General features: G+C 66.1%; 22 protein-coding genes. 16 read left to right on the top strand and 6 right to left on the bottom strand.

Annotated features, from left to right (window positions below):
• The first annotated feature begins 34 nt into the window (after positions 1-34).
• From VGN62_RS11880 to fghA, 7 genes are all read left to right on the top strand, one after another.
• Positions 35-550, top strand: coding sequence for an SUKH-4 family immunity protein (locus VGN62_RS11880; RefSeq protein WP_327454057.1), 516 nt, complete (start codon positions 35-37; stop codon positions 548-550).
• A 670-nt stretch (positions 551-1,220) separates the two neighbouring features.
• On the top strand, positions 1,221-2,333 hold the full coding sequence (locus VGN62_RS11875; RefSeq protein WP_327454055.1) for an S-(hydroxymethyl)glutathione dehydrogenase/class III alcohol dehydrogenase: 1,113 nt from the start codon (positions 1,221-1,223) through the stop codon (positions 2,331-2,333).
• A 7-nt stretch (positions 2,334-2,340) separates the two neighbouring features.
• Complete coding sequence (locus VGN62_RS11870) at positions 2,341-2,724, top strand: VOC family protein (protein WP_327454053.1); 384 nt, start codon at positions 2,341-2,343, stop codon at positions 2,722-2,724.
• Positions 2,721-3,593 carry a formyltetrahydrofolate deformylase gene (purU, locus tag VGN62_RS11865; protein ID WP_327454051.1) on the top strand — a complete coding sequence of 291 codons (873 nt, stop codon included), beginning with the start codon at positions 2,721-2,723 and terminating at the stop codon, positions 3,591-3,593. The genes VGN62_RS11870 and purU overlap by 4 nt, the downstream gene beginning before the upstream one ends.
• 101 nt (positions 3,594-3,694) lie before the next feature.
• The gene (locus tag VGN62_RS11860; RefSeq protein WP_327454048.1) at positions 3,695-4,075 is read left to right on the top strand and encodes a VOC family protein; all 381 of its coding nucleotides are present in this window, start codon (positions 3,695-3,697) and stop codon (positions 4,073-4,075) included.
• Between the two features lie 10 nt (positions 4,076-4,085).
• Positions 4,086-4,589: a prolyl-tRNA synthetase associated domain-containing protein gene (locus VGN62_RS11855; protein ID WP_327454046.1), complete on the top strand. Its 504-nt coding sequence runs from the start codon at positions 4,086-4,088 to the stop codon at positions 4,587-4,589.
• Positions 4,586-5,434 (top strand): S-formylglutathione hydrolase, encoded by an 849-nt coding sequence (gene fghA / locus VGN62_RS11850; protein ID WP_327454043.1) that lies wholly within the window; start codon positions 4,586-4,588, stop codon positions 5,432-5,434. Before VGN62_RS11855 ends, fghA begins: the two co-directional genes overlap by 4 nt.
• 29 nt (positions 5,435-5,463) lie before the next feature.
• On the opposite strand, the gene VGN62_RS11845 is transcribed toward fghA, so the two are convergent.
• The 5 genes from VGN62_RS11845 to VGN62_RS11825 form a co-directional block, all read right to left on the bottom strand.
• On the bottom strand, positions 5,464-6,450 hold the full coding sequence (locus tag VGN62_RS11845; protein WP_327454041.1) for a quinone oxidoreductase: 987 nt from the start codon (positions 6,448-6,450) through the stop codon (positions 5,464-5,466).
• A 98-nt stretch (positions 6,451-6,548) separates the two neighbouring features.
• Positions 6,549-8,372: a DEAD/DEAH box helicase gene (locus VGN62_RS11840; protein WP_327454039.1), complete on the bottom strand. Its 1,824-nt coding sequence runs from the start codon at positions 8,370-8,372 to the stop codon at positions 6,549-6,551.
• A gap of 149 nt (positions 8,373-8,521) precedes the next feature.
• The gene (locus VGN62_RS11835; protein ID WP_327454037.1) at positions 8,522-9,700 is read right to left on the bottom strand and encodes an NAD(P)/FAD-dependent oxidoreductase; all 1,179 of its coding nucleotides are present in this window, start codon (positions 9,698-9,700) and stop codon (positions 8,522-8,524) included.
• Positions 9,701-9,707: 7 nt separating this feature from the next.
• Complete coding sequence (locus VGN62_RS11830; RefSeq protein ID WP_054724496.1) at positions 9,708-9,887, bottom strand: hypothetical protein; 180 nt, start codon at positions 9,885-9,887, stop codon at positions 9,708-9,710.
• Positions 9,884-10,360, bottom strand: coding sequence for a GreA/GreB family elongation factor (locus VGN62_RS11825; protein ID WP_327454029.1), 477 nt, complete (start codon positions 10,358-10,360; stop codon positions 9,884-9,886). The genes VGN62_RS11830 and VGN62_RS11825 overlap by 4 nt, the downstream gene beginning before the upstream one ends.
• Positions 10,361-10,519: 159 nt before the next feature.
• Between VGN62_RS11825 and VGN62_RS11820 the strand changes: the two genes are divergently transcribed.
• From VGN62_RS11820 to VGN62_RS11785, 8 genes are read left to right on the top strand one after another with little or no spacing between them, the layout of a single operon-like run.
• Complete coding sequence (locus VGN62_RS11820; RefSeq protein WP_327454027.1) at positions 10,520-10,816, top strand: DUF2282 domain-containing protein; 297 nt, start codon at positions 10,520-10,522, stop codon at positions 10,814-10,816.
• Between the two features lie 5 nt (positions 10,817-10,821).
• Positions 10,822-11,682, top strand: coding sequence for a DUF692 domain-containing protein (locus VGN62_RS11815; RefSeq protein WP_327454025.1), 861 nt, complete (start codon positions 10,822-10,824; stop codon positions 11,680-11,682).
• Complete coding sequence (locus tag VGN62_RS11810) at positions 11,675-12,370, top strand: DNA-binding domain-containing protein (RefSeq protein ID WP_327454023.1); 696 nt, start codon at positions 11,675-11,677, stop codon at positions 12,368-12,370. The genes VGN62_RS11815 and VGN62_RS11810 overlap by 8 nt, the downstream gene beginning before the upstream one ends.
• A 3-nt stretch (positions 12,371-12,373) precedes the next feature.
• A complete protein-coding gene (locus VGN62_RS11805) occupies positions 12,374-12,832 on the top strand; it encodes a DoxX family protein (protein ID WP_327454021.1) in 459 nt (152 codons plus the stop codon).
• A complete protein-coding gene (locus VGN62_RS11800; RefSeq protein WP_327454019.1) occupies positions 12,829-13,350 on the top strand; it encodes a sigma-70 family RNA polymerase sigma factor in 522 nt (173 codons plus the stop codon). Before VGN62_RS11805 ends, VGN62_RS11800 begins: the two co-directional genes overlap by 4 nt.
• 1 nt (position 13,351) lies before the next feature.
• Positions 13,352-14,002: a DUF1109 domain-containing protein gene (locus VGN62_RS11795; protein WP_327454016.1), complete on the top strand. Its 651-nt coding sequence runs from the start codon at positions 13,352-13,354 to the stop codon at positions 14,000-14,002.
• 58 nt (positions 14,003-14,060) lie between these two features.
• Positions 14,061-14,813, top strand: a complete 753-nt coding sequence (locus VGN62_RS11790) for a head GIN domain-containing protein (protein ID WP_327454014.1) — start codon at positions 14,061-14,063, stop codon at positions 14,811-14,813.
• A 43-nt stretch (positions 14,814-14,856) separates the two neighbouring features.
• Complete coding sequence (locus VGN62_RS11785) at positions 14,857-15,567, top strand: head GIN domain-containing protein (RefSeq protein WP_327454012.1); 711 nt, start codon at positions 14,857-14,859, stop codon at positions 15,565-15,567.
• Positions 15,568-15,582: 15 nt separating this feature from the next.
• Here VGN62_RS11785 and VGN62_RS11780 read toward each other — a convergent pair whose 3' ends face one another.
• Positions 15,583-16,389: an SDR family oxidoreductase gene (locus tag VGN62_RS11780; protein ID WP_327454010.1), complete on the bottom strand. Its 807-nt coding sequence runs from the start codon at positions 16,387-16,389 to the stop codon at positions 15,583-15,585.
• A 111-nt stretch (positions 16,390-16,500) separates the two neighbouring features.
• On the opposite strand from VGN62_RS11780, the gene VGN62_RS11775 reads away from it, so the two are divergent.
• Complete coding sequence (locus tag VGN62_RS11775; RefSeq protein ID WP_327454008.1) at positions 16,501-17,016, top strand: hypothetical protein; 516 nt, start codon at positions 16,501-16,503, stop codon at positions 17,014-17,016.
• The last annotated feature ends 6 nt before the right edge of the window (positions 17,017-17,022 follow it).

Below are 17,022 nucleotides of genomic sequence, written 5' to 3'. Positions count from 1 at the left end.
TGCCAGTGCCTCCAACAGTTCGCATAACGCCCTTATGAAAGCACAAGAATTCAAGGCTGCCTGGGAAGCGAACGGAGATACGCTCTATCGCTACGCTGATGATGATTTCGCGGCCTCACGAATACCAGACGAAGCAGAGCACTTCCTGAAAATTGCCGGATTGCCCACCGAAGCTGCACCTTGCCTGAGCTTCGGGAAGAAGCCTCTGGACTGGGTTCCCGAAGGGGCCCTTCCAGAACGGCTTATTTCTTGTCTGCCGATAGGATCTGACGGCAGTGGCGATCCAATCGTGCTCGATACCGAAGGTACGGTCCTCCTTCTCGACGACGACGGCAGTTTTGAGCCGAGCTACGTAAACAGAGATGTGGCGACGCTTGCGGAAGCGCTGTTCCATTATCGAGAGTTAATTGAGGAAGCTGCCCAAGACGCGGATTTTGATGGAGAGCTTCCAGAAGTCGTGCGGCAAAGGTTTGCGGACTTTTTGCGACAGCTCGATCCTGAATGCCTGCGCGCAAACCAAATGTGGACGGGCGAATTGCGCTACCTATAGCGCCCCGCTCCGCGACAACGCCCTCGGCAATTCCTCGCGCAGCTTGTCGATCAGCAGCCGCACCTTCGGCAGCAGATGCCGCCGCTGCGGATAGACCGCCCAGATCGGCTCCTCCTGCGGGCGGAGCGGGTCGAGGAGCGAGACGAGCGCGCCGCTTTTCCTTCATCGTCATCCCGGACTTGATCCGGGATCCATCGCGGCGCTGGTGTCGTGGACCCCGGATCAAGTCCGGGGTGACGAGGGCAGGGAGGTGGGAGAAGGTGGCTTTCCTACATTATTTCGCTGTGCCAGCCTCCGATTCCGCTCTTTGACCAGTTTGATATTCACGCCTTCGCCTAAAGCGACAAAGGAGACAGTTTCGCGCTGTCGGTCCGTATCTTTTGTCTCCTTAAGCGCCAACGTCCCGCGCCGCTAAAGCCACAACGGACACAAATCGGATGCGCGCATGCGGGGCTTTTGTGGCTTTAAGGTCAGGATTGATCCTCCCTGTGCCGCAGGCATGGGGAGGTGGCAGCGCGAAGCGCTGACGGAGGGGCTATGGCGCGATGTTGCCGCCCCCTCCACCATGCTTCGCATGGTCCCCCTCCCCACGGCTTCGCCGCAGAGAGGATCGGGTGCTTGCATTGCCGCCGCATTTGCCTGATTGGAGCCGCCGAGAAGGAGATCGCCCATGAAGACCCGCGCCGCCGTTGCGTTCGAAGCGAAGAAGCCGCTCGAAATCGTCGAACTCGATTTGGAAGGCCCGAAGGCGGGCGAGGTGCTGGTCGAGATCATGGCGACGGGCATCTGCCACACCGACGCCTATACGCTCGACGGCTTCGACAGCGAGGGCATCTTTCCGAGCGTGCTGGGCCATGAAGGTGCGGGCGTCGTGCGCGAGGTCGGCGCGGGCGTCACTAGCGTCAAGCCCGGAGACCATGTGATCCCGCTCTACACCCCCGAATGCCGCCAGTGCAAAAGCTGCCTTTCGGGCAAGACCAACCTCTGCACCGCGATCCGCGCCACGCAGGGCAAGGGGCTGATGCCCGACGGCACGACGCGCTTTTCGTACAAGGGCCAGCCGATCTTCCATTATATGGGCTGCTCGACCTTCTCGAACTTCACCGTGCTGCCCGAGATCGCGGTCGCGAAAATCCGCGAGGACGCGCCGTTCCAATCGAGCTGTTACATCGGTTGCGGCGTGACCACCGGCGTCGGCGCGGTCATCAACACCGCGAAGGTGCAGGTCGGCGACAATGTCGTCGTATTCGGTTTGGGCGGCATCGGTTTGAACGTGATCCAGGGCGCGCGGCTCGCGGGCGCCGACAAGATCATCGGCGTCGACATCAACCCCGACCGCGAGGAATGGGGCCGCAAGTTCGGCATGACCGACTTCCTCAATTCGAAGGGCATGAGCCGCGAGGATGTCGTTGCGACGATCGTCCAGATGACCGACGGCGGCGCCGATTATACCTTCGACGCGACGGGCAATACCGAGGTGATGCGGATCGCGCTCGAAGCCTGCCACCGCGGCTGGGGCACCTCGATCATCATCGGCGTCGCCGAAGCGGGCAAGGAAATCGCGACGCGGCCGTTCCAGCTCGTCACCGGGCGCAACTGGCGCGGCACCGCGTTTGGCGGCGCCAAGGGCCGCACCGACGTGCCGAAGATCGTCGACATGTATATGACCGGTAAGATCGAGATCGATCCGATGATCACCCACGTTATGGGGCTGGAAGAGATCAACAAGGGCTTCGACCTGATGCACGCTGGCGAGAGCATCCGCTCGGTCGTCGTTTACTGAGGCCGGCATGTTCAGCCATGTCGCACTGGGCGCCGACGATATCGAAGCCGCGCGCCGTTTCTATGACGCCGCATTGGGCGCGCTCGGCGTGCCGCCGGGCGTGGTCGATGCGTGGGGCCGCCTCATCTATTCGCATGCCGGCGGGCGCTTCCTGATCACGAAGCCGCTCAATGGTGCGGCCGCGACCGGGGCCAACGGTGGCACGCTCGGCTTCATCGCGGCGTCGACCGAAGCGGTCGATGCCTGGCACGCCGCGGGCGTAGCGAACGGCGGGACGGCGATCGAGGATCCGCCGGGCATCCGCCAGGTAACCGAGGGTCGGACGGTCTATCTCGCCTATCTGCGCGATCCCGCCGGCAACAAGCTGTGCGCGACGCACCGGCTGGCATGACCGAAATGGATCAGCCGGCCTTCGTCCTGACCTTCAGCTGTGTCGATGCGGTTGGCATCGTCGCGGCGGTGACCGGGCTGCTCGCGACACGCGACGGCTTCATCCTCGACAGCCAGCAATATGCCGATCTCGATTCGGGGCGCTTCTTCATGCGCGTCGAGTTCCGCGGCGCGGGGCCGCGCTTTCCCGATGGGTTAGCGGGGGTGGAAGAAGCCTTTGCGCCGATCATCGCCCGCTTCGCGATGGACGCGCGGATCAGCGACCGCACCGCGAAGCCGCGCTTCGTGATCGCGGTGTCGCAAGGGAGCCACTGCCTCAACGACCTGCTCCATCGCTGGTCGACGGGGAACCTCGCGATCGACGTCGTCGGCGTCGTGTCGAATCATGAGGCGCAGCGGCGGCTGTCCGAATGGCACGGGGTGCCGTTCCATTATCTGCCCGTCAGCGACGCGAGCCGCGCAGAGCAGGAAGCCGCGATCCTCGACGTGATGGCGCGCGGCGGGGCGGAGTATCTGGTGCTCGCGCGCTATATGCAGGTGCTCTCGTCCGATCTGTCGGCGAAGCTGTCGGGGCGCTGCATCAACATCCATCACAGCTTCCTGCCGGGCTTCAAGGGCGCCAAGCCTTATCACCGCGCGCACGAGCGCGGGGTCAAGCTGATCGGCGCGACAGCGCATTTCGTGACGAGCGACCTCGACGAAGGGCCGATCATCGAGCAGGCGGTCGAGCGCGTCGATCACCGCGACAGCGTCGACGAGCTCATCCGCATCGGCCGCGATACCGAAGCGCAGGTGCTCGCGCGCGCGGTGCGCTGGGTCGCCGAGCAGCGCGTGCTGATCGACGGCCGCAAAACGGTCGTCTTCCGCTAGTTCGTCGTTTTTGGTGAACGCGAGGCATCATCGTGGCTGGCCCTGACCGGACGGCCGGAGTAGGTAGCGTTTCGCAACCAGAATCAGGAGGAGCAAAGGCGATGTATAGTCACAATATGGTCGGGGCGAACGACCTCGAAGCCGCCAAGAAATTCTATGACGCGACCTTCCAGGCGATCGGCGGCAAGCCCGCGATCCAGGACGACAAGGGCCGCCTGATCTATATGTATAACGGCGGCCTGTTCCTCGTCGGTGCACCGATCGACGGCGAACCTGCGACCGCCGGAAACGGCTGCACGATCGGCTTCGCGATGGAAGGCCCCGAACAGGCGAAGGCGTGGCACGATGCCGGCGTCGCCAACGGCGGCACCTCGATCGAAGACCCGCCGGGCGTGCGTGAAGGCGGTTTCGGCCAGCTCTATCTCGCCTATCTGCGCGATCCGTCGGGCAACAAGCTCTGCGCGCTCCATCGCGTCGTTTAAGGGACTGATCATGCGCGGCGAAGCGGGATTGATGGCGGACCTTGGCGTGCTTGCCGTCCCCTTCGCCGCCTATGAGCATGAAGCGGTGTTCACCGTTGCCGAGAGCGACGTGGTGAACGCCGGCATTCCGGGGGCGCATACCAAGAATCTGTTCCTGAAGGACAATGGCGGCGCCTATTGGCTCGTCACCGTGCCGTCCGAAGCGCGCGTCGACCTGAAGGCACTGCCCACCGCGATCGGCAGCAAGCGCGTGAGTTTCGGCAAGGCCGACGATATGGACCGCCTGCTCGGTATCGCGCCCGGATCGGTGACGCCGCTGGCGGCGATCAACGCGGCGCCCGGAAGCATCACCGTCGTGCTCGATGAGGGGCTGGCGGCTGCGGCGACGGTCAATGTCCATCCGCTGCGCAATACCGGCACCCTCGGCTTGTCGGGGCAGGCGGTTCTCGACCTCCTGCGTCATTGGGGACATCACCCCCTCATCGCTTCGATCCCCGTTCAGGAACCCGCATGACCCTCGAAACCCTCTCCACCGTTCGCAGCCATGGCGGCACGCAGGGCGTGTACAAACACAAGAGCACGGCGACCGGCACCGATATGACCTTTGCGGTCTTCGTCCCCGACCATGCGCCGGGGGTGAAGCTGCCCGTGCTCTGGTATCTGTCGGGACTGACCTGCACCCATGCCAATGTCATGGAAAAGGGCGAGTACCGCGCCGCCTGCGCCGAGCATGGCGTGATCTTCGTCGCCCCCGATACCAGCCCGCGCGGCGAGGGCGTTCCCGACGATCCCGACGCGGCGTGGGATTTCGGCTTGGGCGCCGGTTTCTATGTCGACGCGACCGAGGAGCCGTGGGCGGCCAATTACCGGATGCGATCATATGTCGAGGACGAACTTCCGTCGCTGGTCCTGCGCGAATTTGCCGCCGCGGACATGACGCGGCAGGGGATCACCGGCCACTCGATGGGCGGGCACGGCGCGCTCACCGTGGCGCTGCGCACCCCCGATCGCTTCCGCTCGGTGTCGGCCTTTTCGCCGATCGTCGCCCCGTTGCAATGCCCGTGGGGCGAGAAGGCGCTGGGCAACTATCTCGGCGACGATCGCGAAGCGTGGAGCGTCTATGACGCCTGCGCGTTGATCGCAGGCGGTGCGCGGGTGCCGGACCTGCTGGTCGATCAAGGCGACGCCGACAATTTCCTGACCGAGCAGCTCAAGACGCACTTGCTGGTCGAGGCGTGCGAAGCGGCAGGACAGAAGGCCGAAATTCGCATGCAGCCCGGCTATGATCACAGCTATTATTTCATCTCGACCTTCATGGCCGAGCATGTCGCGTGGCATGCGGAGCGGTTGAAGGCGTAACGTCGCCCCTGCTTTCGCAGGGACGACGGCTAACCATGCTCCGGAATCAGGAGCGTCGAACCCGTCGTGCGCCCTGCCTGCAAATCGGCATGCGCGCGTGCGGCATCTTCCAGCGAATAGCGCTGGCCGACGGTGATCTGCACCGCCCCCGATGCGATCATTTCGAACACGCGCGCGGCGCCCGCGGCGCGCTCGCCGGGGTGGAGATAATAGTCGAACAGCGTCGGGCGGGTGACGAACTGCGATCCGTGCTGCGCGAGGATGCCGAGGTTCACCCCGGTCACCGGGCCGCCGGCATTGCCATAGCTGACGATCAGCCCGCGCCGCGCGGTGGCCTTGAGCGAGACGTCCCATGTCGCCATGCCGATGCCGTCGAAGGTGACGGGAACGCCCTGGCCGTCGGTGATCTCGCGGACGTGCGTCGCGACATCGTCGCTCTTGTACATCAGGACATGATCGGCGCCGGCTTCGCGTGCGGTGTGCGCCTTCGCCTCGGTGCTGACGGTGCCGATGACGCTCGCGCCGATCGCTTTCAGCCATTGGACGAGGATCAGCCCGACCCCGCCCGCGGCGGCATGGACGAGCACGGTTGATCCCGCCTCGACCTTTGCGCAGCGCTCGACGAGCATCTCGACCGTGCAGGCCTTCAGCAGCGCAGCGGCCGCGGTCTCGTCGTCGATCTCGGGCGGCAGCTTGAATAGCGAGGCGGCGCTGACGATCCGCGCGCTCGCATAGGCGGTGCGTTCGGGGCCGAAAGTCGCAACGCGGTCGCCGGGCTGGAGGCCGTGGACGTCGGCGCCGACCGCGACGATTTCACCGGCGGATTCGACCCCAAGCCCGCTCGGTAGCGGCACGGGATAGGTGCCGTCGCGGTGATAGGTGTCGAGATAGTTGAGCCCGACCGCGGTCTGGCGCAGCAGGACCTGGCCGGGGCCGGGGTCGCCGAGCGTTACCGTGCGCCAGTCGATGACCTCGGGTCCGCCCTGGCTTTCGATAAAGGCTTCGATCGCTTGCATCCGCCGCTCTCCTGCTGTCCGGTCCATCTGGTGGGCCGGACAGCAGAGCGCAAGGGCGGTGCGATGAAAGTCCCTCCCCGCCGGGGGAAGGGGTCAACTTACTTGGGGCGGCGCGGGCTGCGCTGGCCGTAGGGCTTGGGTTTGTAGCGCTCGTTCTTGTCGCGTGGACCAGCATGTCCGCGCGGGCCGCGGTCGCCGCCGGGGCCGGCACGCATCGGGCCGCGCGGGGCGGCGTCGCGGCCGCCCTTGTCGCGGCGCGGCGGATAGGTCGGGCCATCGGGTGCGGGCGTGATTGCGACGCCGCTATCATCCTCGCCATCGGCGTTGGCGCTGCGCTGCACGGCTTCCATGAAGCGGTCGGCGATGCCGCGCGGGATGTTGAACATTGTTTCCTTCGGCCCGATGCGGATCGCGCCGATCTCGTTCTTGCTGACATGACCGCGGCGGCAGAGCAAGGGCAGGATCCAGCGCGGATCGGCATTCTGGTGGCGACCGATGTTGAGGCGGAACCAGACGCTGTCCTCGAAGCCTTCGCGGCGGTCGGCGCTGCCGCGTTCCGGGCGCTCGAACCGCTCGCCGCGTTCACCGCGCTCGGGGCGGTCGCGGCCGCGCGGGCTGTTGTCGAGCAGGTCTTCGGGCGGCGGCATCAGCGCGCGGTGGGCGCGGACGAGCGACGCGGCGATGTCCTCGGCGCTGCGCTCGGCCATCAGGCGCTGCGCGAGTTCGAGATCCTCGGGCTCGTGCTCGACGGGCGCGAGCAGCTTTTCGATCAGGCGCTCTTGGTCGCGCTTGCGCACGTCGGCGGCGGTCGGCGCGTCCATCCATTCGGCGTTGATACGCGCGCCGCGGAGCATGCCGTCGACGCGGCGGCGGCGCGGATAGGGGACGATGATGACCGCCGTGCCCTTCTTGCCCGCGCGGCCGGTGCGGCCCGAACGGTGCTGGAGCGTTTCGGCGTCGCGCGGGATTTCGACGTGGATGACAAGGCTGAGCGTCGGCAGGTCGATGCCGCGCGCAGCGACGTCGGTCGCGACGCAGACGCGCGCCCGGCGATCGCGAAGGGCTTGCAGCGCATGATTGCGCTCATTCTGGCTATGCTCGCCCGACAGCGCGACCGCAGCGAAACCGCGCTCGACGAGGCTGGCGTGGAGGCGGCGGACATTGTCGCGCGTTGCGCAGAACAGCATCGCGGTCTCCGCCTCGTGGAGGCGGAGGATGTTGATCACCGCGCCTTCGATATCGGCGGGGGCGACGGTGACGGCCTGATAGGAGATGTCGCCATGACCGCGGTCTTCGCCGACGGTCGAGATGCGCAAGGCGTCGCGCTGGTAGCGCTTCGCGAGTTGGACGATCGGTTTGGGAAGCGTCGCCGAGAACAGCAGGGTGCGGCGCGTTTCGGGGGTGCCGTCGAGGATTTCCTCAAGGTCGTCGCGAAAGCCCATGTCGAGCATTTCGTCGGCTTCGTCGAGCACGGCAACGCGCAGCGCGGTGAGGTCGAGCGCGCCGCGTTCGAGGTGATCGCGCAGGCGCCCCGGCGTGCCGACGACGATCTGCACGCCCTGACCGAGCGCGCGGCGTTCCTTGCTGGCGTCCATGCCGCCAACGCAGGTCGCGATGCGCGCGCCGGCCTTGCCATAGAGCCACGAGAGCTCGCGGCTGACCTGCAGTGCGAGTTCGCGCGTCGGCGCGATGATCAGCGCGAGCGGGGAGGTCGCGAAGGGGAGGCGGCCGTCCTCGATCAGCTCGTCGGCCATCGCGAGGCCGAAGGCGACGGTCTTGCCCGAGCCGGTCTGCGCCGAGACGAGCAGGTCTCGGCCCTTGGCCTCGGCTTCGGTGACGTGCGTCTGGACGGGGGTGAGCGCTTCATATCCGCGCGCGGTGAGGGCGTCCGAAAGGACGGGAGAAAGATTTTCGAAAGGCATTTTGTTCTTCTTATCCTGAGCAGCAAAGGCGCCGCTGTTTCCGTCTTCGCTGCCCCGATCTTGTCCCGCGTCTGTCGCCCGGGATCAAAACATTGGATCATGAATGCCGAAACGCGTTCGGCATGACGAAGAATTATCTGGGTTTTTTCCTAAAGGGCCTGGCCCGCAGCGTGTCCGCTGGCCCAAGCCCACTGAAAATTATAGCCGCCCAGCCACCCGGTGACGTCCACGGCTTCGCCGACCGCATAGAGGTTCGGGACGGTTTTGGCCATCATTGTTTGCGACGACAGGTTTGCTGTCGAGATTCCGCCCACGGTGACCTCGGCTTTGGCGAAGCCTTCGGTGCCGTTGGGGCGGAAAATCCAGCCCGAAAGTCGCGCCTCGGCATCGGCGAGCTTGCGGTCGGTCAAAGCGCCGAGTTCGCCGGGCAGCGCAAGGCGTTCGGCGAGCGTTTCGGCGAGACGGTCGGGGAGCAGCGCGCCAAGCGTCGCGCGAAGAGTGGCGCGCGGGCGCGTGCGCTTGGCGTCGAGCAGCCAGCCCTGCGGCGCATCGGGCAACAGGTCGATCGTCACGGGCTCGCCGTGGCGCCAATAGCTGCTGACCTGGAGGATCGCAGGCCCCGACAGGCCGCGATGGGTGAAGAGCGCGGCCTCGCGGAACGCGGCCTTGCCCGCGCGCGCCTCGACGGGCGCGGCGATTCCCGACAGTTCGCGGAACAGGACATCGTCGCCGCCCAATGTCAGCGGGACGAGCGCGGGGCGCGGTTCGACGACTTTCAGGCCGAACTGCCGCGCGAGATCGTAGGCGAACCCTGTCGCGCCCATCTTGGGGATCGACGGGCCGCCGGTCGCGATGACCAGCGCCGGAGCGACGAAGCTCTGGTCGCCGAAGCGGACGGTGAACTTGCCGTCGGCGTGCGTCACCTCGTTTACCGGCTGGCCGGTGCGGACATCGACCCCGGCTTTGGCGGCTTCGTCGAGCAGCATCGCGACAATCGCTTTTGCCGAGCCATCGCAGAACAGCTGGCCGAGCGTCTTTTCGTGATAGGAGATGCCGTGGCGCTCGACGAGCGCGATGAAGTCGGCGGGCGTGTAGCGCGCGAGCGCCGACTTGGCGAAATGCGGGTTCGCCGTGAGGAAGCGATCGGGCGCCGTGTTCACATTGGTGAAGTTGCAGCGCCCGCCGCCCGAAATCAGGATCTTCTTGCCCACCGCATCGGCATGATCGAGCAACAGCACGCGCCGCCCGCGTGCGCCCGCAACCGCGGCGCACATCAGCCCGGCCGCGCCGGCACCCAGCACGATGGCGTCATAGTTGGCGGTGGTCATCGGGGTGTCAGTGCAGCTTTGCGATCGACAGGCCGTCGGCCTTGGCGCGGACCTTCACCGATTCCTCGCTGCGCGTCAGCGCTTTCGCAATCGCTTTCAGCGCCATGCCCTTTTTGGCGAGCGTGTGAAGCTTGTCGATTTCGGCCGCGGTCCACGGCTGTTTGTGGCGCTCGAACTTGTCCTTCATGCCTGCATCTCCGGATCGGCTTCGGCCGCGAGGATGGCAATCGCATCCTCGCGATCCTGATATTCGACGCTCTCGCCAACCTCTGCACCCATTAGCGCGCGCGCCAGCGGAGCGAAAAAGGCGATCGATCCCGACGCCGGGTCGGCTTCGTCGCCGCCGACGATTGTGATCGTCTTTTCGGCCTTGTTCAGGCGATAGGTGACCCGGCTGCCGATCCCGACGCTGCCGTCGGCGGGCGGAGTCTGGACGTCGGCGGTCGACTGGCGGGTGTGGAAATAGCGCAGGCGGCGCAGCAACTTCTTGCGCGCTTCCTCATCGGTCGCCCCCGCAATCTCCGCTTCGATCCGCGCGACCTCTTCGCCGAGCAGGCGCAATCCGCGCGGGGTCACCAGATTCGGGCCGACCGGGATCGGCAGTTCGAATTCGGGTTCCTTATGCTCGTCGTCGCTTTCGCGGCGAAAGGCTACGCTCATGATTGGCTCGCTGGTTGAAGAGGAAAGAACCTCCCTGCGCGCCGAAGGTGGCGACAAGATGGCGCAACGGAAATTGGCGTCGGCGTAACCGGCCGGCGCTTCTGCCCGAACTGCTGTCGATGCCATCCCCCGCATCGCCCATTTCAAGGGAGAAACAAAATGTCGAATAGCCTGAAATTGTCGCTCGCCGCATCGGCGATCCTTGCCATGGCGGCCGGTGCCGTCGCCGTCCCCGCCGCCGCCGCCGATGGCGCGAAGGAAAAATGCTACGGCGTGTCGCTGAAGGGCAAGAATGACTGTGCCGCTGGTCCGGGTACGAGCTGTGCCGGCACCTCCACCGTCGATTACCAGGGCAACGCCTGGAAGCATGTCCCCGCTGGCAGCTGCGAAAAGATGGGCGGCACGCTCACCGCGCACGCCGGCAACGCCAAGCCGGTCGCGAAAAAGAAGGGCTGACCCCTATGCCTCCCCGCCCGCTTTTGCCGCGACGCGCCGGTTTCGGGCTGAAGCCCGGACATTATGCCGACGTGCTCGCGGCGGCGGAGCAGGGCGCCCCGCCCGCCTGGGCCGAAGTGCACCCCCAGAACTACTTCGGCGCAGGCGGGCCCCCGCATCGCTGGCTGACCGCGATCGCAGCGCACATGCCGCTGAGCTTCCACTCGGTCGGGCTGTCGCTTGGGTCGGCGGCGGGTGTCGATCCGGACGAACTGGATGCCCTCGCGGCGCTATGCACGCGGTACAAACCGGCGATGGTTTCCGACCATCTGAGCTGGAGCAACGGCGCGCACGACAAATTCCCTGACCTGCTCCCCGTCCCGTATAGCCATGCCGCACTCGATCATTTCGCGCGCGAGGTCGGGCGCGTGCAGGACCGGCTCGGCCGGACGATGCTGATCGAAAACCCGTCGCGCTATCTGGCCTATACCGGGGACGATTGGGGTGAGGTCGATTTCCTCCACGAACTGTGCCGGCGGAGCGGCTGCGGCCTGCTGCTCGATGTCAACAATGTCGAGGTGTCGGCGTTCAACCTCGGGCTCGATCCGGCGCCGTGGCTCGACGCCCTCGACCCGCGCCTTGTCGGGGAGATCCACGTTGCCGGCCATGCGCGCAAGGACGACGATCTGGGCGGAACGATCGCGATCGACGATCATGGGTCGACGGTCCGGCAAAGCTGCTGGGACCTGCTTGCCGCCTTCCTGAAGCGCGCGGGGCCAAGGCCGGTGCTGGTCGAATGGGACAGCGATGTCCCCACCTGGCCGGTGCTGGCTGCCGAAATGGCCAAGGCCGACGCGCTGCTCGTCTCCGAGCCGGCCGATGCATGAGGTGCAGGCGGCGATCGCCGCGACGTTGCTTCACGGTCCCGCCTATCTGCCCGCCGACCTGTTCGCGGGCGGCGAGGCCGCGGCGCTGCGCGGGCTGCGTGTCCATGCCAACACGATTTCGCACGCGCGGCTGGTCGCCCTCGAAGACACGTTCCCGCGCACGCGAGAATATCTGGGCGAAGCCCTCTTCAATCAGTTGTCGCGAGACTTCGTCGACGCGGGGCACGCGCGATATCGTTCGCTGGGCAAAATCGGGAGCGACTTTCCCGACTGGCTCGCCGATCCGGTGGCTGCCGACCTCGCGCGTGTAGAATGGGCGTGGTTGGAAAGCTATCACGCCGCCGACGCTCGGGCGCTCTCGTTCGCCGATCTCGCCGGGATCGATGAGGCGGCGCTGCTGGGCCTCGCCGTTCGCCGCCATCCCGCGGCGCGGATTGTGAAACTTGCGAGCGCTGCGGCTTCGTTGATCGATCCGGACTTTGCGCCGGACGTCGGGACGCTGATCATTGCGCGCCCGGAAGCCGAAGTCCGGGTGTCCGCCATCCATCCGGCCACCGTCGCCGCGTTCCACATGGCGGAGGAATTTTCGCTGCTGGGTAACCTCATCGCCGCGCTTGCCGAAACCCACCCCGACGGCGGAGCCGCGATCGCGGCGCTGATCGGCGCCGGAGCGTTCGAGAGGGTCTGAGAGATGAAGAACATTGTCGCAATTTACGATCGCGGCGTCGCGCTGGCCGCAGGGCGCATTCCCGAAGCGATTGCGCTCCTGCTGCTCCGCGCGGCGCTCGCCGGGGTTTTCTGGCGCTCGGGTCAGACCAAGGTGCTCGAAGGTGGCTTCCTGCAAATCGATCCGTCGCAATATGACCTGTTCGCGTCCGAATTTTCGGGCCTGCCGCTCGACCCGGCGATCGCGGTGCCGGTAACGGTGGTCGCCGAACATGTCTTTCCGATGCTTCTCCTCTTCGGGATCGCCACGCGCTTTTCGGCGGGCGCGCTGCTTGTCATGACGCTGGTCATCCAGCTCTTCGTCTTCCCCGATGCCTGGTGGCCAGTGCACTCGCTCTGGGCCGCAATGGCGGCGATACTGATCGTGCGCGGCGGCGGACTGTTCTCGCTCGACGCCGTCGCTGCTAGACTGCGGCGCAAATGAGCATCGACGAGCCTTCGCTGGCGCATCTGATGGCGGCATCGCAGCGCGGCGACCGCGCCGCTTATCGCGCGCTGCTCGCCGATTGCCGCAAATGGCTCGAGCGCTATTTCGCGCGGCGTATCGCCCCGGGGCATATCGACGACCTGGTGCAGGAAACTTTGGTGTCTATGCACCGCAAGCTCGCCACCTGGGACAGGAACCGGCCCTTCCTGCCGTGGCTCGCGGCGATTGCGCGCTATCGCTGGATCGACATGCTGCGCCGCCAGCGCGACGAGGCGGAGCTGGGCGACAATGATGCGGCGGTCGGTGCGGACGACGAAGCTGTCCACGCGCGGCTCAGTCTCGACCGGATGTTGGGCTTGCTTCCTGCCGGACAGGCGCAGGCGATCACGCTGGTCAAGATCGAAGGCGCCTCGATCGCCGAAGCATCGCAGATATGCGGGCAAAGCGAGTCGCTGGTGAAGGTGAATATTCACCGCGGACTGAAGAAACTCGCGCAATTGATTGAAAGCGAATGAGATGAGCAACGCATCGATCGACGATCTGATCGACGACCTCGCCGGTGAGCTCGAACCCGTGCGCCCGCGCCGCCTGACGCGCGGTTCCTTGTGGGTCGCCGCCGGATGGGTGGCGGGTGCGCTGTTGCTCTTCTGGTTTTCGGGTATGCGCCACGACCTCGCGGAGGGCGTCATGATGCCGCCGTTGCCGCTGCTCGCCTTCTGGCTGGTCGTCGCCTTGGGTTTTGCCGCGGCATGGAGCGCGCTGCGCATGGGGTTGCCGGGCGTCGGGCGCGATTACAGCGGCTGGCGCTGGGCCGGACTCGCGGCGCTGGCGTTGCCGCTTTCGGCGCTCGTCATGGCGCTGGGCGATGGTCATGCGGCGATGGAAGCGGCGCGGCCCGAAAACGGGCTGGGCTGCCTGATCGAGGGCGTCATGGCGGGGCTGGGCGTCGGCGCGGCGCTGTTCGCATGGCTGAAGGCGGGCGCACCGACGTCGCCGACGCGGGCCGGCTGGGTGGTCGGGATCGCGGCTGGGGCGGCGGGCGCGACGATCGTCGCGCTGCATTGTGCGTCGAACGACATGATGCACATCGCGCTTTGGCACGGCCTTGCCGTCGTGCTTTCCGGCCTGGCGGGCCGCCTGCTGCTAGCGCCCTTGCTGCGCTGGTAGCGTGCTGGACAGGCGATCTCTTGTGTGTTATTTAGGTAATACACAGAGGAGATTTACGATGCGGAACTGGATGATGGCGATGTTGCCGCTGGTGCTTGTCACGGGATGCAACAGCGCGGCGCCGAGCGACGAGAAGCGGAGTGAACGGAGCGGGCCGCCGGCCAGCGTCGGGCCGATCACGACACAGAGCTTTGCGCTCACCGGCTTCACCCGTGTCGAGGTCGCCGGGCCCGACGATATCACCATTCGCCAGGGCGACGCTTTTTCGATCACTGCGCGGGGCCGCAAGGAGGCGCTCGACCGGCTCGAGATCACGCTCGACGGTCCCGATTTGAAGATCGGACGCAAGCGCGAGGGCTTCAGCTTTTCGAGCCGCGACGAGGATGACGTCGATATCGCAATCACCATGCCCCGGCTGAATGCGGTGCGCCTGACCGGGTCGGGAACGATTGACGCCGATAACGTCGATGGCGATGCGGTCGAGGCCGTGGTGACCGGATCGGGCGACCTCAAGGTCGCGAAGCTGACGGGCAAGCGCGCCGATATCACCGTATCGGGCTCGGGCGACATCGAGATCGCCGGCGGCACGATCGGTTCGGGCGAATTGAGCGTGACCGGATCGGGCGATATCGACGCCGACGGCCTTGTCGCCACGACGCTGGAGGTATCGGTTACCGGATCGGGCAATGTCGACGCGCAGGCGACCGGCAAGGCGGACATCAGCATCCTTGGTTCGGGCGATGTGACGCTGACCGGCGGAGCGAATTGTTCGACGCGCCAGATGGGTTCGGGTACCGCCACCTGCAAGTGACGCGACGCTGGTGCCGCCTGCCCGAACGGGTTAAGGCGGCACCATGATTTTCGCAGCCCGATGCGCCGCGTTCGCGGCGACCGCCCTGTTTCTCGCCGGCTCCGCGTCGGCTGCCGAGAAACGTTTCGGTCTTTCCAGTTTCGAGGCGATCGAGGTCAATGCCGACGTCACGGTCGAAGTCGTGAACCGTGCGCCGGTCAGCGCCGTCGCGACCGGGCCACAGGACGCGCTCGACCGGCTGAGCATCGAGGCGCGCGACGGCAAGCTGGTGATTGGCGAACGCCAATTCGCGGGCGACGAGAAACGCCGCGCGCCGCGCGGCCCTGTCACGATCCGCGTCAACGCGGCGAACCTGCGCTCGGCGACGCTTGGCGGCGCGGGGTCGTTGCAGGTCGATGCGTTGAAGGGGCAACGCGCGATGGTCGGGCTGCGCGGCCCGGGGCGGCTGATCGTCGGCCGGATTGCCGCCGACCGGCTCTCGGTCGCGATGCTCGGCAATGGCACGATGACGCTCGGCGGCGCCGTCAAGCAGGCGCAGATGACGCTATCGGGTGCGGGCATGGTCGACGCCGGTGCGCTGGCGGTCGATGAATTGATCAGCGACAGCGAGGGCGCGGGCGACCATGTCCTGCGCGCGGTCAAGAGCGCGGCGATCACCGCGCGCGGGATCGGCAAGACCGTCGTGCTCGGCCGGCCGGCTTGCACGGTGCGCAATGTCGGCAGCGGGTCGGTGACGTGCGGCCCGGCCAAATAGCCTAGGGTCAGGACCCTAGTGCGTTGACGCCGCGCCCAGCCCGTCGATCTTTTTCGACTGGCGCACGATCAGTCCCGGGAACCAGCGCGCGAGGCTTGAGAGGCGCTTCGCCATTTTGCCGACGGGCGTATGGACGCGCGTTCCGTGCACGGCGTCCCACGCCGCCTGCGCGACGTCTTCGACCGGCGAAATCTCGAACCCGCTGTCCGACAGGCGGCTTCGCGCCGGTTCGTTGCTGTCGGCGCTGACCTGGTCGAGCAGCGGCGTGTCGATGAAGCCGGGCATCAGCGAGCGCACCTTGATGTCATGCTTGGCGAACTCGATCTCGAGCGCCTCGGTCAGCCCGCGCACTGCGAATTTGGTCGCCGAATAGACGGCGAGGCCGGCGACCCCGTAAAAGCCCGACGCCGATCCGGTGTTGAGGATCGCCGATCCGGGCGTCGCGCGCAGCAGGGGCAGCGCCATATAGATGCCGTTGACGACTCCGCCGAAATTGATCGCGATTAGCCGGTCGGCCTCCTCGGGCGGCATGTCCATATACTGGCCGCCCGATCCGATGCCCGCATTGTTGAACAGAACGTCGAGCCGGCCGCCGCTGGCTGCCGCAAATTCGTCTAGCGCGGCCTTCCACTGGTCGCGATCGCGCACGTCCATAACGTGGCGCGACGAGGCACCGCCGGGAAGCAGCGCGGCGGTTTCATCGATCCCGGCGCGGTTGACGTCGGCGATCCCGACGAACCAGCCTTGCCCGGCGAAATGGCGCGCGACGGCGCGGCCGATGCCCGATCCGCCCCCGGTGATGAAAATCGCCTTCCGTGCCATCCGGCCTCTCCTTACATTTGTGTCAATGCGACAAAGATGCGAAGTTGACGTGCCCGTCAAGCGGCAATCGCGGCTTGGCAAGGCGGAGCGCCCGTCGCTAAGAGGGCGGCGATGACCCGCGGCCTGCGCCTGATCCTCCTGTCCCTGATGCTGCTGTGCACCGGACTCGCTGCCCCGGCGCGCGCCGAGGTGGTTGTGAGCTTTTACAGCCATGATTTCGGGGATCGTTTTCCGCACGCCTTCATCGTGATGAAGGGGACGGTCGACGCGACGGGCGAGATCGTCGATGCCAATTATGGTTTTACCGCCGTCTCGGTCAGCCCGGCGATCCTGCTGGGATCGGTGAAGGGCAAGGTGGAATCGTCCAAGCCCGATTATATCGCGAAAAGCGACCGCCAGTTCGACGTGACCGTCGACGATGCGACCTATGCGCGGATCATCGCGAAGGTTGCCGAATGGCGCGACCGCGAGCAACCGAGTTATAGCCTGAACAAGCGCAATTGCGTGCATTTCGTCATGGAGCTTGCCGAGGTTGTTGGGCTGAAGGTCAACAGGCAAAGCAAGCTCTTCAAGAAGCCGAAGAGCTTTCTGATCGAAGTAAGGGGCCTGAACCCGCAATTGGGATGAAGGGGA

It is taken from the genome of Sphingopyxis sp. (assembly GCF_035998905.1).
In the GTDB taxonomy this organism is placed as follows: domain Bacteria; phylum Pseudomonadota; class Alphaproteobacteria; order Sphingomonadales; family Sphingomonadaceae; genus Sphingopyxis.
The sequence above is the reverse complement of the archived record's forward strand: the minus strand, read 5'-3'. Positions and strand labels throughout refer to the sequence as shown.